This window comes from Diaphorobacter aerolatus, from assembly GCF_014489535.1.
Classification (GTDB): Bacteria; Pseudomonadota; Gammaproteobacteria; order Burkholderiales; family Burkholderiaceae_C; genus Diaphorobacter_A; species Diaphorobacter_A aerolatus.
Genome location: NZ_CP060783.1, coordinates 729101 through 747259, shown reverse-complemented (window position 1 = coordinate 747259; position 18159 = coordinate 729101). Strand labels below are relative to the sequence as shown.

At 64.4% G+C, this 18159-nt stretch carries 9 protein-coding genes and 3 pseudogenes; 6 read left to right on the top strand and 6 right to left on the bottom strand.

Annotated features, from left to right (window positions below):
* Positions 1-29 precede the first annotated feature (29 nt).
* The 3 genes and pseudogenes from H9K75_RS03425 (at position 30) to H9K75_RS03415 (ending at position 3946) form a co-directional block, all read left to right on the top strand.
* A complete protein-coding gene (locus H9K75_RS03425) occupies positions 30-1133 on the top strand; it encodes a PQQ-dependent sugar dehydrogenase (RefSeq protein WP_187724770.1) in 1104 nt (367 codons plus the stop codon).
* Positions 1134-1329: 196 nt separating this feature from the next.
* Positions 1330-1935, top strand: coding sequence for an isochorismatase family protein (locus H9K75_RS03420; RefSeq protein WP_187724769.1), 606 nt, complete (start codon positions 1330-1332; stop codon positions 1933-1935).
* A gap of 119 nt (positions 1936-2054) precedes the next feature.
* A pseudogene (locus tag H9K75_RS03415) lies at positions 2055-3946 on the top strand (propionate--CoA ligase).
* Between the two features lie 66 nt (positions 3947-4012).
* Here the strand turns inward: H9K75_RS03415 and H9K75_RS23445 are convergent.
* The 5 genes and pseudogenes from H9K75_RS23445 to H9K75_RS03395 form a co-directional block, all read right to left on the bottom strand.
* Complete coding sequence (locus H9K75_RS23445) at positions 4013-6184, bottom strand: sensor domain-containing protein (RefSeq protein ID WP_226858504.1); 2172 nt, start codon at positions 6182-6184, stop codon at positions 4013-4015.
* A 48-nt stretch (positions 6185-6232) separates the two neighbouring features.
* On the bottom strand, positions 6233-7882 hold the full coding sequence (locus H9K75_RS23440; protein ID WP_226858503.1) for a PAS domain-containing protein: 1650 nt from the start codon (positions 7880-7882) through the stop codon (positions 6233-6235).
* Positions 7883-8088: 206 nt separating this feature from the next.
* Positions 8089-9006 carry a DMT family transporter gene (locus H9K75_RS03405; protein ID WP_187724768.1) on the bottom strand — a complete coding sequence of 306 codons (918 nt, stop codon included), beginning with the start codon at positions 9004-9006 and terminating at the stop codon, positions 8089-8091.
* Positions 9003-9554, bottom strand: coding sequence for a methylated-DNA--[protein]-cysteine S-methyltransferase (locus H9K75_RS03400; RefSeq protein ID WP_187724767.1), 552 nt, complete (start codon positions 9552-9554; stop codon positions 9003-9005). Before H9K75_RS03400 ends, H9K75_RS03405 begins: the two co-directional genes overlap by 4 nt.
* A gap of 41 nt (positions 9555-9595) precedes the next feature.
* Positions 9596-11111: pseudogene (locus H9K75_RS03395) on the bottom strand (Ada metal-binding domain-containing protein).
* Positions 11112-11261: 150 nt separating this feature from the next.
* On the opposite strand from H9K75_RS03395, the gene H9K75_RS03390 reads away from it, so the two are divergent.
* From H9K75_RS03390 to H9K75_RS03380, 3 genes are all read left to right on the top strand, one after another.
* Positions 11262-12650: a phosphomannomutase/phosphoglucomutase gene (locus H9K75_RS03390; RefSeq protein ID WP_187724766.1), complete on the top strand. Its 1389-nt coding sequence runs from the start codon at positions 11262-11264 to the stop codon at positions 12648-12650.
* Positions 12651-12658: 8 nt separating this feature from the next.
* Positions 12659-13984 carry a 3-deoxy-D-manno-octulosonic acid transferase gene (locus H9K75_RS03385; RefSeq protein ID WP_226858502.1) on the top strand — a complete coding sequence of 442 codons (1326 nt, stop codon included), beginning with the start codon at positions 12659-12661 and terminating at the stop codon, positions 13982-13984.
* A gap of 189 nt (positions 13985-14173) precedes the next feature.
* Positions 14174-16891 carry a bifunctional acetate--CoA ligase family protein/GNAT family N-acetyltransferase gene (locus H9K75_RS03380; RefSeq protein WP_187725889.1) on the top strand — a complete coding sequence of 906 codons (2718 nt, stop codon included), beginning with the start codon at positions 14174-14176 and terminating at the stop codon, positions 16889-16891.
* 234 nt (positions 16892-17125) lie between these two features.
* Here the strand turns inward: H9K75_RS03380 and H9K75_RS03375 are convergent.
* Positions 17126-18052, bottom strand: a pseudogene (locus tag H9K75_RS03375) (CaiB/BaiF CoA transferase family protein); the annotation flags it as partial.
* Positions 18053-18159 lie beyond the last annotated feature (107 nt).

The window sequence follows — 18159 nt, the reverse complement described above, 5'->3', positions numbered from 1 at the left end:
GGGTGGTTTTTTGGGTGGGTTCGGTTGCCATGAACGCGGTTGCGCAGCCGTTTCCCGCAGACACCCCTTTGCCCGAGGCGTCCAAACGCACGCTGAAGGTGGAGACCGTATCGCAGGGTCTGGAGCACGCCTGGAGCTTGGCGTTTCTGCCCGGAGGCGGCTATCTGGTGACGGAGCGGCCCGGTCGCATGCGCATCGTCAACGAGTCGGGCCTGCTCGGTCCCGCCCTGCGCGGAATGCCGCATATGGCGGCGAGTGGGCAGGGCGGTCTGCTCGATGTGGTGCTTGATCGTGACTTCGCAAGGAATCAGCGGATCTTCTTCTGCTTTTCCGAGCCGGACGCGAAGGATCGCTCGATCAACTCCACCGCATTGGCGAGCGCGACGCTTGATGCGAGGGGAAATGCGCTCAAGGATCTCAAGGTGCTGTTCAGCCAGCAGCCCAAGGTGCGCAGCGCCATGCATTTTGGCTGCCGAATCGTTCAGGATTCCGGCGGAATGCTGTTTCTCACGCTTGGCGACCGGTACAACTTCAAGGAACAGGCGCAAACGCTGAACAATCATCAGGGCAAGGTGGTACGCATCAAGCCGGACGGTGGCGCGGCGGCCGGCAATCCATTGGAGGGCAAGGCCGATTCGCTCGCGGAAATCTGGAGCTGGGGCCATCGCAACACGCAGGCAGCCACACTGGCTTCGGATGGAAAATTCTGGCTCGTCGAACATGGCCCGATGGGCGGCGACGAGCTCAATCTGGTGCGCGCGGGCCGCAACTACGGCTGGCCAGTGATCACCTATGGTGAAAACTATTCGGGCGGGCGCATCGGCAAGGGCATTACCGAGCAGCCGGGCATGGAGCAGCCCGTTCATTACTGGGTGCCGTCGATAGCGCCGTCGGGAATGGTGCAGCTCACCAGCGATCGCTACGGCGCTGAATGGAAGGGCAGTCTGTTCATCGGCTCGCTCAAGTTCCAGCGCCTGCATCGCGTGCAATTGGAGGGCGACAAGGTCGTGAAGGACGAGATTTTGCTTCCCGATCTGAAGGAGCGCGTGCGGGACGTCCGCCAGGGGCCGGATGGCCTGCTGTATCTGCTCACAGACAGCCAGGATGGAAAGCTGCTGCGTATCAAGCCCTGATGGAGCCGCAACCGTTCACATTCAGGGCACGTGACACATCCACTTGGCGAGCAGCACGATGGCGGCCATGTGTGTGAACGTGGATGATTCACGAATGGCGGACGCGGCCCGGCGCCATCGCTGCCGCAGGGCGGGTTCCTGCGACAATCCCCCGATTTGAATCCCCGTTGCTCGTTAGCAAGAAAGAGTAGATTCCATGCTGCTTGACGAATCCGAATCCCAATTGGTGCTTGTGGACTATCAGGAGCGCTTGATGCCCGTGATCTTCGAAGCTGCCCTGGTGCTGGAGAACGCGCGCCGTCTGGCGAAGATTGCACGGTTGATGGATGTGCCGGTCTGGGGCACGGAGCAGAACCCTTCACGGCTCGGTGCAAACGATGCGGAGTTGCGCGCACTGTGCGCGAAAACGCTCTCCAAGATGCATTTCAGCGCCGCCGAGGAAGGTCTGGGCGAATGGTTGCGCCCGCCTTCCAAGCCGCAGCAGGGTGGCAATGCGCGCAGCCTGCCCAAACACCTGCAAAAGCCGCAGCAGCCGGCGAGTGAGCGCAACACCATCGTGATAGCCGGCTGTGAGGCGCATGTTTGCCTGCTGCAGACGGCGCTTGACCTGCTTGAGGACGAGTTCGACGTCTGGGTGGTAACCGATGCGTGCAGCTCGCGCACCGAGCGCAATCGCGACGCGGCCTTTGATCGTCTGGCCGGAGCCGGTGCCGAACTCGTGACGACCGAGATGGTTGCGTTTGAATGGCTGCGCAGTTGCGAGCACCCTGATTTCAAGGAGATGCTCGCGCTGGTCAAGTGAGCTGGGATCAGAGCCCGTGGTCGCGTCAGCTTGACGAAAACTCGCCTATTCATAATGAATTCAACGGCGTTGCCAAATTGGTGGACAACTTCGTCGAATCAAATAAGGAGACAGTTCCCATGGTGAGTTTTTCCGAGTTTCATCGTCGCTCGATTGAAGATCGCGATGCCTTCTGGTCCGAGCAGGCGCAGCTCATCGAGTGGCAGACCCCACCCCGACAGATCTGCGACTACAGCAATCCGCCGTTTGCGCGCTGGTTCGTGGGCGGCACCACCAATCTGTGCCACAACGCTGTCGATCGTCACCTCGCCGAACGCTCCCACCAGAACGCGCTGATCGCGATCTCCACCGAAACCAATACCGAACGTGTCTACAGCTATGCGCAGTTGCACAGGGAAGTGCAAAGCATGGCCGCGTGTCTGCAGGCCCTGGGTGTGAAGCAGGGGGACCGCGTGCTGATCTACATGCCGATGATCGCCGAAGCCTCGTTCGCAATGCTGGCCTGTGCGCGCATCGGCGCGATTCATTCGGTGGTGTTCGGCGGTTTTGCCTCCTCCTCGCTGGCCTCGCGTATCGAAGATGCCGAGCCCACCGTGATCGTGTCGGCCGATGCGGGCTCGCGCGGCGGCAAGGTCGTGGCCTACAAACCGCTGCTCGACGAAGCCCTCGAACTCTCGGCATACAAGCCGCAGGCCGTGTTACTCGTTGACCGCGGTCTTGCGGCTGCCAACATGCGCGCGGGGCGCGACCACGACTGGGCCGCGCTGCGCAGTCAGCATCTGGATGCGGACGTGCCCTGCGTGTGGCAGGACGCCACGCAGCCGAGCTACACGCTCTACACCAGCGGCACGACGGGCAAACCCAAGGGTGTGCAACGCGACACCGGCGGCTACGCCGTGGCGCTGGCATCGAGCATGCGCTGGATCTTTGACGCCAACCCGGGCGACACCTTCTTTTGCACCAGCGACATTGGCTGGGTGGTGGGGCATAGCTACATCATCTATGCGCCGCTGCTCGCGGGCATGGCGACGGTCATGTATGAAGGTCTGCCGGTGCGCCCCGATGCAGGCATCTGGTGGAGCATTGTCGAGAAGTACAAGGTGACGCACATGTTTTCCGCGCCGACGGCGGTGCGTGTGCTCAAGAAACAGGACCCGAACATCTCAAGCGACATGACCTGTCCACGCTCAAGGCCCTGTGGCTCGCCGGCGAGCCGCTCGACGAGCCGACCGCGAAGTGGATCAGTGAGGCGCTCGAGGTGCCCATCATCGACAACTACTGGCAGACCGAAACCGGCTGGCCGATTCTCACGCTGTGCAACGGCGTCGAGCAGCAGACCTCGCGCTTCGGCAGTCCTGGCAAGGCGGTCCACGGCTACAACGTCAAGCTGATCGACGAGACCAATGGCGAGGAACTGATCGCGCCCAACCAGAAGGGCGTGCTGGCCATCGAGGGTCCACTGCCGCCCGGCTGCCTGCAGACGGTCTGGCGCAACGACGAGCGATTCGTCAACACATATTGGAAAAGCATTCCCGGTCGCCTGATCTACAGCACCTTCGATTGGGGCATTCGCGATCAGGATGGCTACTACTTCATCCTGGGTCGCACCGACGACGTGATCAACGTTGCCGGTCATCGGCTGGGCACGCGCGAGATCGAGGAATGCATCTCGGGCAACGCCAACATCGCCGAGGTCGCGGTGGTGGGCGTGGCCGACAGTCTCAAGGGTCAGGTGGCCATGGCGTTCGCCGTGGCACGCGATGCGTCGGGCCTGACGGACGACGCCGCGCGGCTGAAGTTCGAGGGCGAGATCATGAAGCATGTCGACAACCAGCTCGGCGCCGTGGCACGTCCGGCGCGCGTGTTCTTCGTGAACGCGTTGCCCAAGACGCGCAGCGGCAAGCTGCTGCGCCGCACCTTGCAGGCGGTTGCCGAAAAGCGCGATCCGGGGGATGTGACGACGATGGAGGACCCGACGGCTTTGCAGCAGATCAAGGAACTGCTGGGCTGACTGGGACGCAGCAGGCAAACGGTTTTACGGCTGTTATCGCGGTTGGAGCGGTGGTAGCAGCTCTTTTTATACCAGCGGAAGCGGTTCCTCGGAGGTTCTCCGGGCCGCTTCCCGCCATGCCTGTGGCGCCTGCCAGCAGCGGACCCAGTCGGCAAAGTGCTCGGCAGACATGGGCGGCGAGACGACGTGGCCCTGCACGATGGGGCAGCCCATGCGCGCCAGCAGCACGCCTTGTTCCACCGACTCCACGCCCTCGGCCACGATGCGATAGCCGAATGACCGCGCGAGCCCGATCACGCCCTGCACGATGGCCTGGTCGGCGGCGTCATGCATCATGCCGCGCACATAGCTCTGATCGAGCTTGAGCTGATCAATCGGCAGCCTGCGCAGATAGGCCAGCGACGAATAGCCAGTGCCGAAGTCATCAAGCGAAACCGACACGCCCACGGCACGCAATTGCGTGAGTTCGCGCGCGACATGGGTGACGTCGTAGAGCGCCGCGTTTTCGGTGATTTCCAGATCCAGTTGGCGCGGGCTCACCCTGGGATGTCGCTCCAGATGCGAGAGCACCCAGTTCGCGAACTCCCGGTGGCGCAGACGTTCGGCATCGATATTGATGCTGATCTGCATCTCCAGCCCCTCGCGCTTGAAGTCCTCGATGTGCAGGAGCACCGCATCCATGGCCCACTCGGAGAACTTGACCTCGAGTTCCGTGCCGTCGATCACGTGCAGGAACGATCCGGGCAGGATGAGACCGTGTTCCGGGTGTTCCCAGCGCACCAGCGCCTCGGCCCCGACGACTTCGCCGGTACGCACGTTGATCTTGGGTTGCAGATAGAGCGCGAGTTCCCCGTTGTTGATCGCATCCTCGAACCGGTCGCGTTGCTCTACCAATGTCTGCCTCGCCATCTCTTCGACCGAGTCGAAGGCGCGCAGGCGATTGCCTCCGGCCTGCTTGGCCTGGTACATGGCCTGGTCCGCGTGGCGCAGCAGGGTGTCGGTGTCGGCCGTGTCCTCGGGAAAATAGGTGTAGCCGACGCTGGCCGTGAGATCGAGGCACACGCCTTCGAGGTCATACGGTTTGCCGACCGCCTCCATCAGCACGCGAAGGCGCTTTTCGGCCGATTCCCGGTCACCGAGATCGGAGAGCATGACCGCAAATTCGTCGCCACTGAGGCGCGCGACGCTGTCGGTGGGCCGCAGTGCGCGCTGCAATCTTCCGGCGACCTGCACCAGCAGCCTGTCGCCGACTTCGTGTCCCATCGAATCGTTGACGGCCTTGAGCGCATCGAGATCGATATAGGCCAGAGCCAGCGATGAGCCTGAAGCGCCCGCCGCGTCCAGAGCCGCACGCAGCCGTTGCTGCAGCAGCACGCGGTTGGGCAGGCCGGTCAGGGCGTCGTAGTGCGCCATGTGGTGCAGCAGTTCCTGTTGCTCGTGCTGAAGCGTCACGTCGATCGACACGCCCAGCATGCGCTCGGGAACGCCATGCGAATCCCATTTGACGATCTTGCCGACGTTGCGCAGCCAGCGCGTGGGCGCCTGGGGCGGCGCGATGCGCCAGGTGACGTCAAACGGCACCGACGGATCGAGAATGTGCTCGTGCAATACGTGCTCGATCATTCCCAACTGCGCGCCGGTCACGCCGGTTTCCCATGGCAGCGCATCGGCCTGATCATCGTGGTCGGGAGCGCGGCCATGCATTCCATGCCAGCGCGCATCGCCTCCTATCGTGCCGGCGTGCAGATCCCAGTCCCAAAGACCAATCGACGCGGCGGAAATCGTGAGCGAGAGCAGCTCCTCGCGCTCGCGGACCAGGCTTTCCTGTTTCTTGCGTCCGGTGATGTCGAGCACCGAAATCAGCCAGCAGGACTGGCCTGCGACCTCGATCGGGCTCATGGACTGGAGCACCGTGAGCAGGGTGCCCGAGCGGGTGCGCAACTCGTTTTCGTGGGCCACCAACTGACCGTTGGCCATCGCTTTTTGCCGCAGTTGCACGCGCGTGGCCTGCGAGTAGATGTTCAGATCGACCATGGAGTGACCGATGCATTCCTCGCGCGAATATTCCAGTGCCTGCTCCCACGCGGGGTTCACATCCACGAACTGGCCTGTGTCGTCGCGCACAAAGCCCAGCGGAATCGGCAGTGAATGGAAGATGCGCTCGAACCGTACTTCCGAGGCCTGCATGCGCTCGGAGGTGCGGCGCAGCGTGTCAATATCCTGGAGCACGCCACGCATGTGAATGCTATCCCCGTAGTGCGAAATCGTCTCGCTGCGCGCCCGCACTCACACGCGTCTGCCATCCGCACGGACGATTTCGAACTCCATGTCCCAGACCGCGCTGTCGTCGCGCGGAAGACTGTTGGACGCCCGCACCTTCTCTTGCCATTCGGGGGCGATGAAGCGTTCCACGTAGTCGAGCGGAGCGGGCGTTCCGGCCGGCACGCCGTGAATTTCACAGCAGACGTCGGACCAGTAGGTGACACCGACGCCAGACACGCCTTCCCATGAGCCCAGACGGCCCAGCCAGCTCGCCTCGCGTAGCAGATCGTTGGTGGTGCGCAGGCTTTCCTGCACCGCATTCGCATGCGTCATGTCGTGAAAGACGAACACCAGGCAACTCTCGCCGTCCACATGGGTGCGGCGGGCCGAGACCACGCCGGGAATCAGCGTGTTGCCGACGCTGATCTTCATCTGCGAGGTGTGGACCTGCCCATCTTCCTGAAGCAGGAACAGGAGCCGGTCGCGATCGGCTTCGTCCATCCTCAGGCCGATCTCCTCGGCGCGCTTGCCGATGAGTTCGGACGCGGGCTGCTGAAACAGCCTTGCCATCGCCGGATTGACGTCCACAAAGCATCCGTCACTCATGCGCACGATTCCGGCGGGGTCGGGCAGGGTGTTGAAGAAGGTCGTGTATTTCACCTCCGACAGATGCAGCGCATCGGCCATGGCATGGTGTTCCGTCACGTCGAGCAACATGCCGGACAGGCGCAAGCACGCGCCGGACGCGTCGCGCTCGACGACGCTGCCGCGGGCAATCACGCAGCGCCACTTGCCGGTCTTGTCGCGGATGCGAAATTCCTCGTGGAAATGTTGCGCGGTGCCCGAGCGCAAACGTTCTATCGACATCTTGAGGCGCTTGGCATCTTCCTTGTTCACGCGGGCGCGCAGTGCATCCAGCGTTTCACGCGACTGCGTTGCCTTGAGTACCGAAAGCGCGTCATCGTCGGGACTGTCCTCAAGACCAAAATCGCGAAAAAAGCTGCCTTGGTAGGAGAGCCGTTCGGAGCGCCAGCTCCATTCCCAGCGGCCCCCGCCCGACGCGCGCAGGGCCTGATGCAGCTCGCGCTCGCGCTGGCGCAGGCGCAGCAGTACGCGTGCGCGGCTCATGAGCAGGCCCATGGCTCCGCACAGCAGAACCATCCCGATGACGTAGCGCCAGGGAATCACTTCCCAGACGTTCCATTCGCGGAAGATGAACGGATTGCTCAGTGCGGCCCACGGTGCGATGAACAGCGGCACCAGCAATACCAGCAGGCTCAGCATCAGCCAGAAATTCACGCGCATGCGTCGCTGCAACTGCCACATCAGACTGCCCAGGCCCCAAAGCGAGACGGACAGCCCGGCGCTGATCCACCAGCCGTAGGGGCTGTGCACCACCAGCTTGAGCAGTGAAATGGCCGTCGCCACGCCACCGGCAACCGGTCCGAACAGAAAGCTCACCGACGCGAGAATGCTCGGAGGAACGAACGAGACTCTCGCCAGCGGACCGTGCAGGTGCAGCACGGCAACCAGCAGTGCGGCGACGCCGCTGAGCACGCCGATTCCGATCTGTTGCTTGTGGTTGGGGCGCAACAGCACCGAAATCGGCAGCAGCGCCGCACCAACGATCAAGGTCACCAGAAGCAATCCCGTGACGAAGAATTCATTGGTCATATGCCAAATGGACCGCCATTGAATGAAGTGAAGTGAATGCAGGCGGCATACCGGTCCCCTTCCTCAAGGACCCAGCGCGCCCATCGCCGCTACGGCAAAACCCATTGCATCAGGTCTACCGCAAAACCTATCGGTTTTTAATTTAAATTATTGTAATCTATTGCTTCAGGCGCGGCGAGCCCGGTGCGCAAACTTTTGCACGGATTTCAGGTCCGTTGGCGCGCCGAGCCGATCAGCCCGGTGGACATCATTGTCCCGCACACGATGATCACGCCGCAGCCCAGCATCCACGCCGTCACGGGCTCGTGCAGAAAGACCGCGCCATAGACGACCGCAAAGGCCGGAGCGAGGAAGGTGACGGCGACCGCCTGGCTGGGGCCGGCGATCACAATCAGACGGAAATAGAGAAAGTAGGCGATGCCGGTGCACAGAATGGCGATGGCCACGATGGCGGCCCAAGCGCGCGCGCCGGGCATCTGCGCGGGCCAGTTCATGATCGCGGGAATGGCCAGGCAGAGCGTGGCGCCCATCAGACTGCCGGTGGCGGACGCGAGTGGTGGAACGCCTACCAGATACCGCTTCGCATAATTAGCGGCTATGGCGTAGCAGGTCGAGGCGCAAAGACAGGCGCCGATGGCCCAGACCGCGTCTTCGCTCTTCATGCCTGCACCGCCCGGAGCCTTCCAGGCCAGCAACGCCACGCCCACAAAGCCGACCAGCAGGCCGACCCAGCGCAGTCCCGCGATGCGCTCACCGAGCCAGATCCAGGCGACGAGCGCGCCAAACAGCGGCACCGTCGCGTTGAGAATCGAAGTCAGGCCGGTGGTGATGTGCATCACCGCCCAGGCGAACAGCGCAAACGGAATGGCCGAATTGATCACCCCCGCCAGCATCGCCTGCTTCCAATGCTTGCGCAGTGCGGGCCACTCGCCCTTGAGCACCATGAACGGCGTCAGTACCAGCGCAGCCAGCGCCACGCGCAAGCCTGCGGTCGCAAAGGGACCGAACTCTGCCGCGCCAACGCGCATGAAAAGAAACGAAGCGCCCCAGATCGCGGACAACAACAGGAACTCGGGCATCCATGAACGTTGGGGCGGCGGCGATGCGGCTTGTGGGGTCGTCATGTGGCGGTTGATTCTTCGGGGCGGGACTGCTGCATGGCACCTTCGAGTCGCAGCAAAGCGATCTTGCGATCCAGACCACCAGCATAGCCGGTAAGGCTGCCGTCCTGACCGAGTACCCGGTGGCAGGGTACGGCCAGACTCAGCGGATTCCGGCCCACGGCCGCGCCGACTGCCCGCACGGCCTGACTCTTGCCGATGCCGCGTGCGATCGATCCATAGGTCGTCGTCTTGCCCCGGGGGATGTCCAGCAGCGCCTGCCAGACGGATTGCTGGAACGGCGTTCCGGCCGACAGATCGAGCGCAAGATCGAATTCCGTTCGCTGGCCGTCGAAGAATTCCTGCACCTGTCGCCTGGCCTCGACCAGCACCGGGTGGTTGTCGTCGGTCTTCCACGCGGGGCCGGGCAGCTCGGGCGCGAGTTCATGGGGCAGATGACGCTGGTCGTGGAACCACAGGCCGATCAGGCCCTGGTCGGACGCGGCGGCATACATATCGCCCAGAGTCGTCGAAAAGCGTGTGCACACAAGATTGCTTGCAAATGTCGTCATGAAATATCTCCTGTCGATGGGTTCAATGGGTGGGCGCGGGGTCACAGTTTTGCCAGACCTGCCCAGGTACGCATGACCGCGTAGCTGCGCCAGGGGCGCCAGACCTGCGACGCCGCGGCGGCGTTGCGCGCGGCGCTCGTGCCGCGTTCGATTCCGAGCGCCGATTGCAGCGCCATGTCGCCTGCGGGAAAGGCGTCGGGCCAGCGCAGGGCGCGCATGGCGATGTACTGGGCGGTCCAGTCGCCGATACCGGGCAACTCGCGCAGCGCGGCCATGGTGCTTTCGGGATCTTCGCCGGGTTGAAGGCGCAGCGCGCCGCTGGTTACCGCCGCCGCAAGGGCCTTGATGGCCGTCTGCCGCTGGCGCACGATGCCGATGGAGCCGAGCGCGTCGCCGCTTGCCTGCGCCAGCGCTTCGGCGGTGGGAAACAGGTTCGTCAATTCTGGCCACGGCGTGGAAATCGGCTCGCCGAACTGCCGCACCAGCCGTTCGGCAAGCGTTCGCGCCGCCGCCACCGTGATCTGCTGGCCGAGCACGGCGCGGACCGCGAGTTCGAAACCATTGGCAGCGCCCGGCACGCGCATGCCTTCGCCTGCATCGAAGAAATCCCGAGCGCCGCATCGATCACCGTGAGATCGGCATCGAGATCGAACATTGCACGCACACGTGCGATGAGCGCGGGCAGCGCGGGCAGCAGCGAATCGCTCACCACGAGCAGCAGCCGCGAGGCGGGCTCGTCAAAGCGCACGTCGAACCAGCCCTTGGCGGCGTTCGCACCGTCTCCGATGCGCAGCGTCCGGCGCATGCCGGGCAGCCCCTTGGCGGGCAACAGTTCCACCTGTTCGAGCGAGCCGATGGCGCGGGTCTTGAGAAAACCCAGCATCGCCTGCACGTCGTACGGGGGCGCCAGCCGAGCCGGATCACATGGGACTGACTGTTGTCACCCCGGAGCTGCTCGCTGCCTTCGCGACGCAACTGGCCGGGTTGCAGGCAATAGTGCTGCTGAAACGCGGCGTTGAATCCACGCACGCTGCGAAACCCGCTGGCCAGCGCAATCTGCGTGATCGGCAATGTGGTGTCGGTCAGCAACTGCTTGGCCGCGAGCAGGCGGCGTGTCTGAAGATATTGCAGCGGCGAGATGCCCAGCGCCGCGCTGAAGATCCTGCGCACATGCCGGTCGGTCACGCCAAGGCGACTCGCCAGCCAGTCGATGACGGCGCCGCCTTCTGCGTCCGACCAGTTCTCGGGCGCGTCGAGCATGCGCAGCGCCTGTTGCAGCAGAATACCGCTCGCGTCCTGGCTCGACCAGACGAGCGACTGCGGCGCCAGCTCCGGGCGGCAGCGCAGGCACGGGCGAAACCCGGCATGCTCGGCCTGGGCAGCGAGATCGAAAAAGCGGCAGTTTTCGCGGCGTGGCGTGCGCACCGCGCAGACCGGGCGGCAATAGATGCCGGTGCTGGTCACGCCGGTGAAAAAGCTGCCGTCGAAACGCGCATCGCGCGCCTTGAGGGCCAGGTAGCGGGCGTCTTCCTCGGGTGCTGTGATGATCTTGGTCATGGCTTCATGATAGGGATCGGTGGCCAAAAGACTGGCCGTTTTCGGACATGTCCACAAAAAACTCGTGCGTCGGAATTTTTTGCGGAATGCCCCGCGTGCCCGGCACGCCTACAATCAACGCCGTTTTCTACTTCCATTGCAGGGTGTCTCGTGCCATTTTCGCCAGCCATTTTCAAAGCCTATGACATTCGCGGCATCGTCCCCAGCACCCTCAACGAGGACGTAGCCCGCAATCTGGGCAGGGCGTTCGGAATGGCCGCCCGGGCCAAGGGGCAGTCCGTCGTGGCCGTCGGTCGTGACGGTCGCCTGTCCGGCCCGGCGCTCGCAGGTGCGTTGATGGCGGGGCTCGTGGAAGTCGGTATCGAGGTCATCGACCTGGGCATGGTGACCACGCCGATGCTGTACTTTGCCGCCGCAACGCTGTGCCAAAGCGGCATTCAGGTGACCGGCAGCCACAATCCCAAGGACTACAACGGCTTCAAGATGGTGCTCGCCGGCAAGGCGATCTACGGCGATGAGATCCAGGGCCTGCGCCGCGCGATGGACGAGCAGCTCTTCACGCTCGCGCCCGGCGGCAGCATCCGCGAGGCCGACGTGCTCAAGGCCTACACCGAGCGCATCGTGAGCGACGTGAAACTGGCGCGCCCGATGAAGATCGTCGTCGATTCGGGCAATGGCGTGGCAGGCGCTTCGGCTCCCGGCATTTTTCGCGCCATTGGCTGCGAGGTGATCGAACTGTTCTCCGAGGTGGACGGTGATTTCCCGAACCACCATCCCGATCCGAGCAAGCCCGACAACCTGAAGGACGTGATCAACGCGCTCAAGAACAGCGACGCCGAACTGGGCCTGGCGTTCGATGGTGACGGCGACCGTCTCGGCATCGTCACCAAGGACGGCCACAACATCTTCCCGGATCGCCAGATGATGCTGTTCGCGCAGGACGTGCTCTCGCGCGTGCCGGGCGCGTCGATTCTGTTCGACGTGAAATGCACGCAGCGCCTGGCACCCGCCATCGAGGCGGCGGGCGGCAAGGCCGTGATGTACAAGACCGGGCATTCGCTGATCAAGGCCCGCATGAAGGAACTCGATGCGCCGCTTGGCGGCGAGATGAGCGGCCATATTTTCTTCAAGGAACGCTGGTTCGGCTTCGACGATGGCACCTATGCAGGCTGCCGTCTGCTCGAAATCCTGAGCAGGAGCGGCGATCCCAGCGCCGTGCTCAACGCGCTGCCGACGAGCTTTTCGACGCCCGAACTCAACGTGTCCTGCGAGGAAGGCGAACCGCATCGCCTGACCGCCGAACTTCAGGCGCTGGCCGAGAGCAGCTTTGCCGAGCCCGCCCGGATCAGCACCATCGATGGTCTGCGCGTGGACTGGCCGGACGGGTTCGGCCTGATCCGCGCGAGCAACACCACGCCGGTGCTGGTGCTGCGCTTTGAGGGACACACGCAGGATGCGATGCACCGCATCGAAGGCGCGATGCTGGCGCTGCTCGAACGTGTCAAGCCCGGCGCTCAGGTAGGCGGCGCCGCGCACTGAACCCTCGCGTGGCGGATCATCCGGTGCTAGGACTGTATTCACTGGCGATTGGACTGGCGACGCCGCTTTTGCGGCGCAAGCTGCGTCGTCGCGCAGAGACGGAGCCGGGCTATGCCCTGGCCGTGCCCGAGCGCTTCGGCGTCTACGACATCGCGCCGCGCGGCCCGAGTGAGGCGGGCCGCCCGCTGATCTGGATTCACGCGGTGTCGCTCGGGGAAACGCGAGCCGCAGCGATATTGCTCAAGGAGCTGCGCGAACTGCTGCCGCAGATGCAGTTGCTGCTCAGCAATGGCACGGCGACGGGCCGGGAAGAGGGCAGGAAGCTGCTGCGCGGCGGCGACATCCAGGTCTGGCAGCCGTGGGATTCACGGCAGGCGGTTGGTCGATTCCTGCGCAATTTTCGTCCCGACATCGGCGTGCTGATGGAAACGGAGATCTGGCCCAATCTCGTCGCCGGTTGCAAGGCACGTGGCATTCCCCTCGTGCTCGCCAATGCGCGCATGAACGAGAAATCCTGGCGCGGTGCCAAACGATTCGCGTGGCTGGCGCGGCCCGCCTACCGGAGTCTGCGTGCCGTGTGGGCGCAGACCGAGTCCGACGCCAGGCGACTGACCGACATTGGCGCGCCGGTGCGTGCGGTGCTCGGAAATCTCAAATTCGACAGTGTGCCGGATGCCCGACTCCTTGCGCGCGGGCGTGGTTGGCGCGCGGCGAGTGCCCGGCCCGTGGTGCTGTTCGCCAGCAGCCGCGAGGGCGAGGAGGCCGCCTGGCTGCATGCCTGGCTTGCCGCGCGCGAGGCCCTTGCGCAACGCGGCCAGCAGGTGCAATGGTTGCTGGTTCCGCGCCATCCACAGCGTTTCGACGAGGTGATGGCGCTGTGCGCCGACGCCGGGCTCACGGTCTCGCGACGCAGCACGTGGGCCGATGAGCCGCCCACCGCCGACGTCTGGCTTGGCGACAGCATGGGTGAGATGGCGCAGTACTACGGCATGGCCCATGCAGCCATGCTGGGCGGGAGCTTCGAGCCGCTCGGCGGACAGAACCTGATCGAGGCGCTTTCCTGCGACTGCCCGGTCATCATGGGGCCGCACACCTTCAATTTCGCCGAGGCCGCCGAACTCGCAGCCGAGGCCGGTGTGGCATTGCGCGCCGCCGACATGCACGAAGGCGTGACCGAAGCCGTGCGCCTCGTCAACGAGCCCGCGCGTCTGGCCGATCTCGCATCGCGTTGCCACGCCTTCACGAGCGCGCATCGCGGCGCGGCGCGATCCACGGCGTGGGCCGTCGTTGAGCAGATGCGTTCGACACCGCAGCCGGGCGCGGCAGGCGGATGAAGCGCACTGGGATGCGAGCGATTGCGCTCAATAGCCCTGTCGATGAGCGTGCACAATGACCCATGGCAAACACGACAGTCTTTGAAGTCAGCGTTTTCACCTAAGTGAAAGACAATGGAAGACCTCAGTCTTTCACCGCTCGTGAGCGAGCGTGACGGTCATCATCCGCCACCGCATTCAATCATCATCATGTTGGACAAGCACTACCTCACCCCCTTGTTTGCGCCCACGTCGATCGTGGTGCTGGCCGGGCCCAACGACAAGGCGGAGACACAGTCCACGCTGGCCCGCAACCTCCATGAGGCGCTGCGCGCGCAGAAGTTCACCGGCAGCCTGAGCTTCATGGACATTCACACGAGCGGCACGCTGGCCGATCTGGCGCAGGCGCGGGCCGATCTCGCGGTGATTGCCCTGCCCGCCGACGAGGTGGTCGCCGCCCTGGAGGTGGCGGGGCGAATGAACTGCCGCTCCGCCGTGGTGTTGTCCACGGGCATGCCGCAGGCCCAGGCGTCCGAGCTCAAGCGCATTGCCAAACGCGAAGGCATGTTCCTGCTCGGCCCCAATTCGCTGGGCATTCAGCGCCCGTCGCTGCAACTCAATGCGAGCGCGGTGGGGCCGCTGGCGGCAGAAGGGTCGCTCGGGCTGATCTGCCAGTCGGGCGCGCTCACCGCTTCGATTCTCGACTGGGCACGCAGCAACGCCGTGGGTTTCTCGAGCGTGGTCTCGCTCGGCCCGCATACGGATCTGGGCATCGCCGCGGTGCTGGATTTTCTCGCCAACGATCCGCGCACGCAGAGCATCGTCATCTACATGGAAGGCATTCAGAACGCGCGCTGCTTCATGAGCGCGCTGCGCTCGGCGGCGAACGCCAAGCCGGTCATCGTGCTCAAGTCGGGGCGCAAGCCCGCGGGCAATGCTGCGGCGCTCACCCATAGCGGCGCTATCGTTGGCAGCGACGAGGTGTTTGACGCGGCGCTGCGCCGCGCGGGTGCGGTGCGCGTGGGCACCTTCGTCGAGCTGTTCTCGGCGGCGAAATGCCTGGCCTCGCGCTACCGGCCGGTGGGCCAGCGGCTGGCCGTCATCACCAATGGTGGCGGTCCGGGCGTGCTGGCCGCGGACTGGATCAATGAAAAGGGTCTGTCGCTGGGCCGTCTGTCGGCCGAGCCGGCCCAAAAGCTCGCGCCGCAGTTGCCGCCGCTGGCCACGCTCTCGGAGCTGATCGACCTGTCGGAAGAGGCCGGTCCCGAGCATTACCGCCTCGCCATCGAGGCCGCCAACAAGGACAAGGACATCGACGGCGTGCTCGCGATCTTCTCGCCCAAACCGGGTGGCGATGCGATGGCCGTAGCGCAGGCGCTGTCCGATGCCAAGCGCGCCATGAACAAGCCGCTGCTCACGAGCTGGCTTGGCGACACCCTGGTGCTGCCCGCGCGCGAGACCCTGCGCAAGGCGCAGATTCCGAGCTTTCGCACGCCCGAGGCAGCCGTGGGCGCGTTCTGCAATCTCTCCACTTTCTATCGCAACCAGCAACTGCTGCTGCAGACCCCGCCGTCGCTGTCGGCGCTCGCCAAGCCCGACATCGAAGGCGCGCGCCTCGTGATCGAAAGCGTGCTCGCCGAACGCCGCAAGGTGCTCACCGAGATGGAATCCAAATCGCTGCTCGCAGCGTTCCACATCCCCGTCACGCGCACCGTACAGGCCCGCAGCGCGCATGAGGCGATGATGATCGCCACGCAGCTTGGCTACCCGGTGGCGCTCAAGATCGATTCGCCCGACATCAGCCACAAGTCCGACGTCGGCGGCGTTGCGCTCAACGTGCACACCGGCACCGCCGTGCGCGACGCCTATGCCGACATGGTGCAGCGCGTCGCGCGCCTGCAGCCTTCGGCGCGCATCAACGGGGTGACGGTGCAGAACATGGCGCGGGCCAGGCGCGGTCGCGAGATCTGCATCGGCCTCGTGAGCGACGAATACTTCGGGCCGGTCATCACCTTCGGGGCGGGCGGCACGATGGTCGAACTCATGGACGATGGCGCGATGGAGTTGCCGCCGCTCAACCAGTTCCTCGCACGGCGTCTGGTCGAGCGCTCCCGCGTTGCCGAAACACTGGGCGAATGGCGTGGCGCCGATCCGGTCAACCATGAGGCGCTGGAACAGGTGCTGCTGCGCGTTTCGGAGATGGCCTGCGCGTTGCCGCAACTGCGCGAGATGGACATCAATCCGCTGATCGTCGATGCGGACGGCGTGGTCGCGGTGGATGCGCGCATCGTCGTCGGCGAGGCAACGCACGGTGCCTCCGGCATGCTCACCACGGGGCTGCTCGGCGCGCATTCGAGCTACGCGCATCTGGCCATCATGCCGTATCCGGCGCGCTACGAACAATTCTGGCCGATGCGCGGCGGCGGCGAATACCATGTGCGTCCGATCCGCCCCGACGATGCCCAAATGCTGCAAAAACTGGTGCGCGAACTCTCGCCCGAAAGCCGCTATTTCCGCTTCGTCTCGCAACTCGCCGAGCTACCCACCACGATGCTCGCGCGCTTCACGCTCATCGACTACGACCGCGAGATGGCGCTGGTGGCAGTGCACCGGCAAAGCTCGGTGGACGAGCATGGCAAGGTGAGCGAGACGGATCGCATCGTCGGCGTTTCGCGCTATGTGACCAACCCCGATCAATCGAGCTGCGAGTTCGCGCTGCTGGTCGCCGACGATTTCGCTGGGCGCGGTCTCGGCTCGCGCCTGATGCTCGCGATCATGGAGGTCGCGCGTGATCGCGGCCTTGCCGAAATCCAGGGGCTGGTGCTGGCGAACAACCCCAACATGCTCAAGCTCATGCGCCGACTCGGCTTTGAGGTCAAGGCGTTTCCGGACGACCCGGAGTTCCGGCTGGTCGTGCATCAACTCTGATTCGTGGTTGGCGTGCGGCGGGGTCTTCATACGATGGCCTCCCCCGTCATAGCGCAATGATTTGCCTTTTGGCCAACGCGGCAATCTCGTCGTCGCTGCAACCCAGTGTCCTGAGAATCTGCGCGCCGTGCTCGCCAACGCGTGGGCGGGAGACGGCGCAGCAGGATTTTTCGGCCACGGCGTGGCGGCCAGCAATACCTCGCCAAAACCGGGTTGGTTGACGGTGTCGAAGGTTCCGAGATGCTGCGCCTGCGGATGCGCAAGCACGTCCTCGGCCTTGCGCACGCGTGCATGAAGAACGCCATGCTTCTCGAACAGCGCCTCGAGTTCGGCCACGCTGCGATGCCGGACCGCAGCCGCCAGATCCGCATGCAGCGTTTGCCGGTGCTGTAGCCGTGAGTGGTTGGTGGAGAAACGGACATCTCCAAGCCAGTGCGACAACCCAAGCGCTTCGGCGATGCGTTCGAAATGCGCATGGCTCAGGGCGAGTACGCTGATCTTGCCGTCGGCTGCATCGAACACGCCGTTGGGCGCGCTCACTGCCTGCTTGACGACATGCCCGGCGATGATTTCCTCCGACAGCGCGGTGGACTGCAAGGCGCAGCACACATCAAAGAGATTCAGTTCGACATGCGAGCCTTCGCCGGATCGCGCGCGATGCAGCAAGGCAGCGGTGCAGGCCTGCGCGGCGTAGACGCCGGTGGCGATGTCGGCCAGCAGCAGCCCGACACGCTGCGGAGCGCCTACGCCATCGCGGTTGGTATTCATCAACCCGCTGTCCGCCTGCATCACCGAATCCGTTGCCGGATGGTCGGCGTAGGGACCATCCGGCCCATAGCCGCTGATGGAGACATAGACCGGATTCAGGCCCCGCTGCTTCAGACTGTCGTAGTCCAGGCCGAGCCGCCTCGTGACGCTGGGCCGAAAGTTCTGCACGATGACATCGGCCTGCGCGGCGAGCCTGATCAGCAGTTCGCGACCCTCGGCCTGTTTCGCGTCGATGGCCAGACTCTGCTTGCCGCTGTTATAGGTGGTCGACAGCGTGCTGTGCCCGTTCTTTGCCACACCGACGTGCCGTCCCCAATCGCCTTCAAGCGGCTCGGCCTTGATCACCGCCGCTCCCTGATGCGCCAGCAACTGCGTGCAATACGGGCCGGCCACGCCCTGGCTCAGATCCAGAACGCTGAAACCCGAGAGCGGGGTAAACCCCGGTGTTGAATTGAACGTCACCTGTCGTCTCCTGAGGCATGTACACACGGTACGGGAAT